We start from the raw sequence: 5,421 nt of genomic DNA, 5'->3' as shown, positions 1-5,421 counted from the left end.
CACTATGTCTTGCCACCGCAAACGCGGCGGTGTCCTGCACTCACGCCTCCCGCGAACGCGTCCGCCCGGCCCCACATCCCTCTTCAGGCGACCCCGATTATCTGTCAGTCAGGAGGGCGAAAAGCTTCTGCCCACACGCGCCCTTAGCCTTTCCTAGGCACCCTTCCGCAACTCAAGCAGAGCCTCATCCGACGATCGGGCGGTTTTCCAATCCACGCATGATCAACCCACGGGACCTCGCCACGTGCTTGCGCAGGATGCTTGCCGCCTGTGCCCCGTTGCGTGCCTGCAAGGCATCGATAATGGCAACATGATCCGACAGCGGCTCCTTGAAACTGCCGCTGCGGCTCAAAGCCGAAAGCGATATGACACAGAGGCGATCATACAATTCCATGACCCGCCGCACTTCCTCTTCCAGACGCAGATTCCGCGACAGGACGCTCAGGGAATGATGGAACTCCCGGTTATAATAAGTGAAGGCCTGGATCGACGACATATCCGCCTGACGGAAGCGATCGAGATCCGATAACTCCATGTCGTCGGCGGTCTGCGCGATCTTGCGCATGGACGCGCTTTCCAGAATGATGCGCAGCTCCAGAATATCCTCGGCATCCTGAACGGAAATCGGCCGCACGCGATGCCCGCGCCTCGGCGCAATTTCTACAAGCCCCTCGAACTCCAGTTTCTGCATGGCATCACGCACAGGCGACTTCGACACGCCAAAGCGCCTGGCAAGCTCGCTTTCACTCAGCTCAACTCCCGGCATGATGGCGCACGATAATATCTCACTACGTACCGCTTCGAATATCCTATTACGTTCCAAATATGCCAATATTTCCTCCATCTGATATCTTAGAGGGTAGGAGAAGCCTACGCCCATGTCAATCGGGATTCCGCCGATAACGGCTTCATTCGTGGATAAATTATCGATTGATCACATTGCTATCTGATGGGCAGTGATACATCATAGGCTGGCATATTAGGATACAATCACAAACTGGTCGGAGGCTTTTGCATCTGAGAAAGTCCGTCAAGGACTCTCTGCCGAGCTCAGATTGTTGGAATGCACAAACGGCTCGCTGCCGAGATCGGTGCGCATATGAAAACAGGTGTCAATCGACGTCCAAAATTGCCCCTCGGTGCAACGGGCAGGCCAGGTGCGGGTTATTAAGGGTATCCGGCTGCTTTGGGATCGTTTCTGAAGTGCCAGGAGTCGTTTCCGGTCTAGACGATCTTGCAATGGTGCGTCAGACTGTCGAGCAGCGCGGTCGTCATTTTGACGTCGCCGAAAACAGCAGGGCATTCACTAAAGGCGAGCTTGGTGGTGCCGATTTCTTCATTTTAGCGGTTGGCGAGCAATCGCGCGCAGACGGGTCTGCCGACTTGATCCATATAGGCAATCGCAACGTCCACGCTATAAAGATCGCGCAGCGACTCGGCCGTGATTACGTCACTAGGGGAGCCCTGAGCGACGATGCATCCTGCTTTCATCAAAGCCACCGACCTTGTTGGCGCAAACAAATGCATGACCCGGATCATGCGTGGAAAGCAGGATAGCGAGGCCGGTCGCGCACAGTGATCCTATCTGCTCCAGGTAGGGGACTCATTTAAGCCATTGTGTTGCAAGAGCGACGAGAGCGATTGCTGCGAGATAGTTGACGGCGAGGCGGTCGTATCTGGTTGCGATGCGTTTTCAGTTCTTGAGCTTTCCGAACATGCGCTCGATGATGTTTCGGCGTCGATAGGCGGCTCGGTTGAGCGGATAGGCGCTGTCGCGGCTTGCGCGTCCAGGGATGACAGCCTCGATCCCTCTTTCACCGAGCCAGCCCCGTAGCCGATCAGCGTCGTAGGCCTTATCGGCGATCAGGCGGTGAGTTGGAGCCATGGCTTCCAGTATGGGCTGCGCCATGGAGATATCGGCGATGTTGCCGGGCGTCAGCGCGAGTGCGACGACGCGGCCGCAAGTATCGGCCAAACAATGGATTTTCGTTGTTCTGCCGCCGCGTGAGACGCCAACCGCTTGCGTCCACTCCCCCCTTTTCCACCTGCTGCGGAACGATGAGCCTTCACGTGGGAACTATCGAGCATCAATTCATCAGGGATCGGACCGGCGGCGGCCACCTTCGCGAAGATGCGCTGCCAGATACCTCGCCGAGCCCAGCGGGCATATCGGTTGTAGATTGTCTTTGCAGGCCCGTATTCTAGCGGCACATCCCGCCAGCGCCCACCGGTCTTCAAAATATGCAGGATACCGCTGATGACGCGTCGGTCATCGACCCGGCGGGCGCCGGGTTGGTTCTTCGGGAGGTGTGGTTCCAGGGCCGCCCAGGCTTGATCTGACAGCCAAAAGTGATCGCGCATGACTTCCTCCATGCCTTCAGACCCATCCGGAAACAGAATCAGTCAATCTTGACAAGAGTTTGATTAAGGCCCCAACCTAGGTGTTTAATCCCGGCATTTGCTGGATCGGGTTCAGCATGAATCTTTCCGTCTCGGTTGTCCATTGCTTGCATATGAATTCGTAGGGGGTGAGACCTTTGAGGGTCTTGAGCCTTCGGGCGAAATTATAGGCATCGATGAAGTCGGCGAGGTGCCTTCGCAGTTGGTCGTGATCGTCATAGTGGAAGCGCTTGACAGTCGCCTCCTTGATGGTCCGGTTCATCCGTTCCACCTGTCCATTCGTCCAGGGATGTTTGAGCTTGGTCAGCCTGTGCTCGATGCTGTTCTCATTGCAGACCCGGTCGAAGATATGGTGGAAGGCGTATTTGTGGCGGGCCTGATTGGTGAACTGGATGCCGTTGTCGGTCAGTACCGTATGGATGGTGTAAGGAACCGCTGCGATCAGATTGCGCAGGAACTGGGCGGCGACCATCTTGCCCGCTTCCTGATGGAGTTCGGCATAGGCGAACTTGGAGGTGCGGTCTATGGCCACGAACAGGCGCAGCTTGCCTTCGGCCGTCTGGACCTCGGCGATGTCGATATGGAAGTAGCCGATGGGGTAGCTCTTGAACTTCTTCTTCGCAGGCTTGTCGCCTTCGACGTCGGGCAGACGGCTGATGCCGTGGCGCTGCAGGCAGCGGTGCAACGAAGATCGCGTCAGGTGCGGGATGGTTGCCTGCAAGGCGTAGAGACAATCATCCAGCGGCAGCAAGGTGTGGTTGCGGAAGGCGACGATGATGGCCTCCTCCTCCAGCGACAGAACGGTTGAATGGACGTCTTTCGGCCCGGTCGGCAGATCGGCAACCGAGGTGCGTTTTTTCCATTTTGCCACGGTTTTCTGATTGATGCCGTAGCGCTTTGAAAGCGCCCTCAGACTCTCTTGACTATTTTGTATCGCTCGACGGATCGCCTCTGTCGTGCGGGCGCTCCCATGCAGAATTTGTCCCATAGTGCATCCTTCCATTCCTGGCTGAATAATGCACCAGCAAATGCCGGGATTAAACAACTAGGGCAGCCCTTTTAGAGCAGTAACATACCTAACTTGTTTTGGGACAATATCTTTCAGATAGTAGCAAGACCTATGTCAGGCAAATCGAACTGGACAGCATTCGCGGGGGCTCGCTGCATCGCGGCGGGCACTCGGGAAGTCGTGGCACGGGCCATCAAGCAGGCGCAAGACCATGACGGGGATGTGCCGATAATCATCATTGACGATGCGACCGGCCGACAGGTCGATTTCGATCTGCGCGGGAGCCCTGACGAGGTCGTCGCCCGGCTCAGTGAGGGAGCCGATGCGCGGTTCTTGTCCGCCCCGCGCGTGCGGGGACGCCCAAGCCTGGGCGTCCCCGCACGCGAAGTGACTCTGCTGCCGCGCCATTGGGAGTGGCTGGAACAACAGCCCGGCGGTACCTCCGGCGCATTGCGCCGGCTGGTCGACGAGGCGCGGGCATCCGGACCGAGCCGCCGTCGTCAGGCGCAGACGGTCGTCGACCGCTTTATGACTGTTCTCGCGGGCAACTTGCCCAACTACGAAGACGCCTCGCGCGCGCTCTATGAGGGCGATGTCGGCCGGTTCCGAGGGCTGATTGCGGATTGGCCGCAGGATGTCCGATTCCACGTCATACGACTTGCAGCTGATGCGTTCGATAACGGCGGCCACGATGTCTGAACCCATCAACCGCCAGCTCGTGCTGATCGCGCGTCCGGACATGGATGTCGAACCAGAGCATTTCGAGATGTGTCGTTCGCCCCTGCCGACATTCGAAACGGTCCAGGCGCCAGGGCGCGTACAATATAGTTGGGAATCGATGTCCGGGATCATCGCCCTTGAGACAAAATGTGTCGGTTGAAGAAGAGAGGCTTTCGGACTCATCGTAACCCTTCGAGGGAGTGAAGATGAGACGGAAATCCGAGGCCTGGAAAGCACCTGCGGAGCAGGTGATAAAGGACATCAAGCGGCGAACACGCCGTGCCCACGGGCCGGAGGAGAAGATCCGCATTGTGCTGGAAGGCCTGCGCGGGGAGGAAAGCATCGCCGAGTTGTGCCGCCGCGAGGGCATCAACCAAAACCTCTACTATCGCTGGTCGAAGGAATTCCTCGACGCGGGCAAGAAGCGGCTCGCCGACGACAGCGCGCGCGAGGCGACGAGCGGCGATGTGAGGAACCTGCGAGGAGGCTGCTGCGCTGAAGGAGGCTGTCGCCGATCTCACGCTGGAGAACCGGCTGCTTAAAAAAGCATGATCGCGGAGGGGGGCGACGAGGAATGAGATATCCCGCATCCGAGAAGCTGGAGATCATCCGGATCGTCGAGCAATCCCACCTGTCGGTTCGCCGAACGCTGCAACACCTCGGCGTCTCCCGGCCGTCATTCTATCGTTGGTATGATCGTTTCCTGACCGACGGCGTGGATGCCCTGGAGGAGCGTTCCTCCCGGCCACGTCGTGTCTGGAACCGCATTCCCGACGACATTCGCAGCCGCCTCCTCGACATGGCGCTGGACGAGCCGGACCTCAGCCCCCGCGAACTGGCGGTGAAGTTCACCGACCGCAGAAATACTTCGTCTCTGAGGCCTCGGTCTACCGCCTGCTCAAGGCGCACGGTCTGATCATCAGCCTGGCCTTCATCGTGATCAAGGCCGCCGACGAGTTCCACGACAAGACAACCGCGCCGAACCAGCTCTGGCAGACCGAGTTCACATATCTCAAGGTCCTGCGCTGGGGATGGTTCTATCTCGCTACCGTGCTCGACGACTTCTCGCGTTACATCGTGGCCTGGAAGCAGTGCTCGACCATGGCCTCAAGCGATGTCACCGACACGCTCGAACTGGCGCTGCACAGGGCAGGATTGGAGCAGGCTCCGCCACACGAGAGGCCGCGTCTGCTCACCGACAACAGGCCGTGTTACCTCTCGTCGGAACTGGCCGGATGGCTCGATGGCAGGGACATGGCCCACACCCGCGGCGCACCCTACCATCCCCAGAC

General features: G+C 58.6%; 4 protein-coding genes and 3 pseudogenes. 3 read left to right on the top strand and 4 right to left on the bottom strand.

All coding sequences use genetic code 11. The annotated features are described in order from the left end of the window. Window positions 1–184 precede the first annotated feature (184 nt). From ACUSIJ_RS29350 to ACUSIJ_RS29335, 4 genes and pseudogenes are all read right to left on the bottom strand, one after another. Window positions 185–844 (bottom strand): GntR family transcriptional regulator, encoded by a 660-nt coding sequence (locus ACUSIJ_RS29350; protein ID WP_449311952.1) that lies wholly within the window; start codon window positions 842–844, stop codon window positions 185–187. A gap of 380 nt (window positions 845–1,224) precedes the next feature. Further along, window positions 1,225–1,326 (bottom strand): annotated as a pseudogene (locus ACUSIJ_RS29345) (ATP-binding protein); the annotation flags it as partial. A gap of 277 nt (window positions 1,327–1,603) precedes the next feature. After that, a pseudogene (locus ACUSIJ_RS29340) lies at window positions 1,604–2,361 on the bottom strand (IS5 family transposase). Between the two features lie 76 nt (window positions 2,362–2,437). Then, a complete protein-coding gene (locus ACUSIJ_RS29335; RefSeq protein WP_449311951.1) occupies window positions 2,438–3,388 on the bottom strand; it encodes an IS481 family transposase in 951 nt (316 codons plus the stop codon). A gap of 132 nt (window positions 3,389–3,520) precedes the next feature. Here ACUSIJ_RS29335 and ACUSIJ_RS29330 point away from each other — a divergent pair, with 132 nt between their 5' ends. From ACUSIJ_RS29330 to ACUSIJ_RS29320, 3 genes and pseudogenes are all read left to right on the top strand, one after another. Further along, the gene (locus tag ACUSIJ_RS29330) at window positions 3,521–4,108 is read left to right on the top strand and encodes a DUF2239 family protein (protein ID WP_449311950.1); all 588 of its coding nucleotides are present in this window, start codon (window positions 3,521–3,523) and stop codon (window positions 4,106–4,108) included. Then, a complete protein-coding gene (locus tag ACUSIJ_RS29325) occupies window positions 4,101–4,289 on the top strand; it encodes a hypothetical protein (RefSeq protein ID WP_449311949.1) in 189 nt (62 codons plus the stop codon). Before ACUSIJ_RS29330 ends, ACUSIJ_RS29325 begins: the two co-directional genes overlap by 8 nt. 46 nt (window positions 4,290–4,335) lie before the next feature. Next, a pseudogene (locus ACUSIJ_RS29320) lies at window positions 4,336–5,421 on the top strand (IS3 family transposase); the annotation flags it as partial.

Source organism: Pseudochelatococcus sp. B33 (genome assembly GCF_053570585.1).
This window is presented reverse-complemented; position numbering and strand designations above follow the sequence as displayed.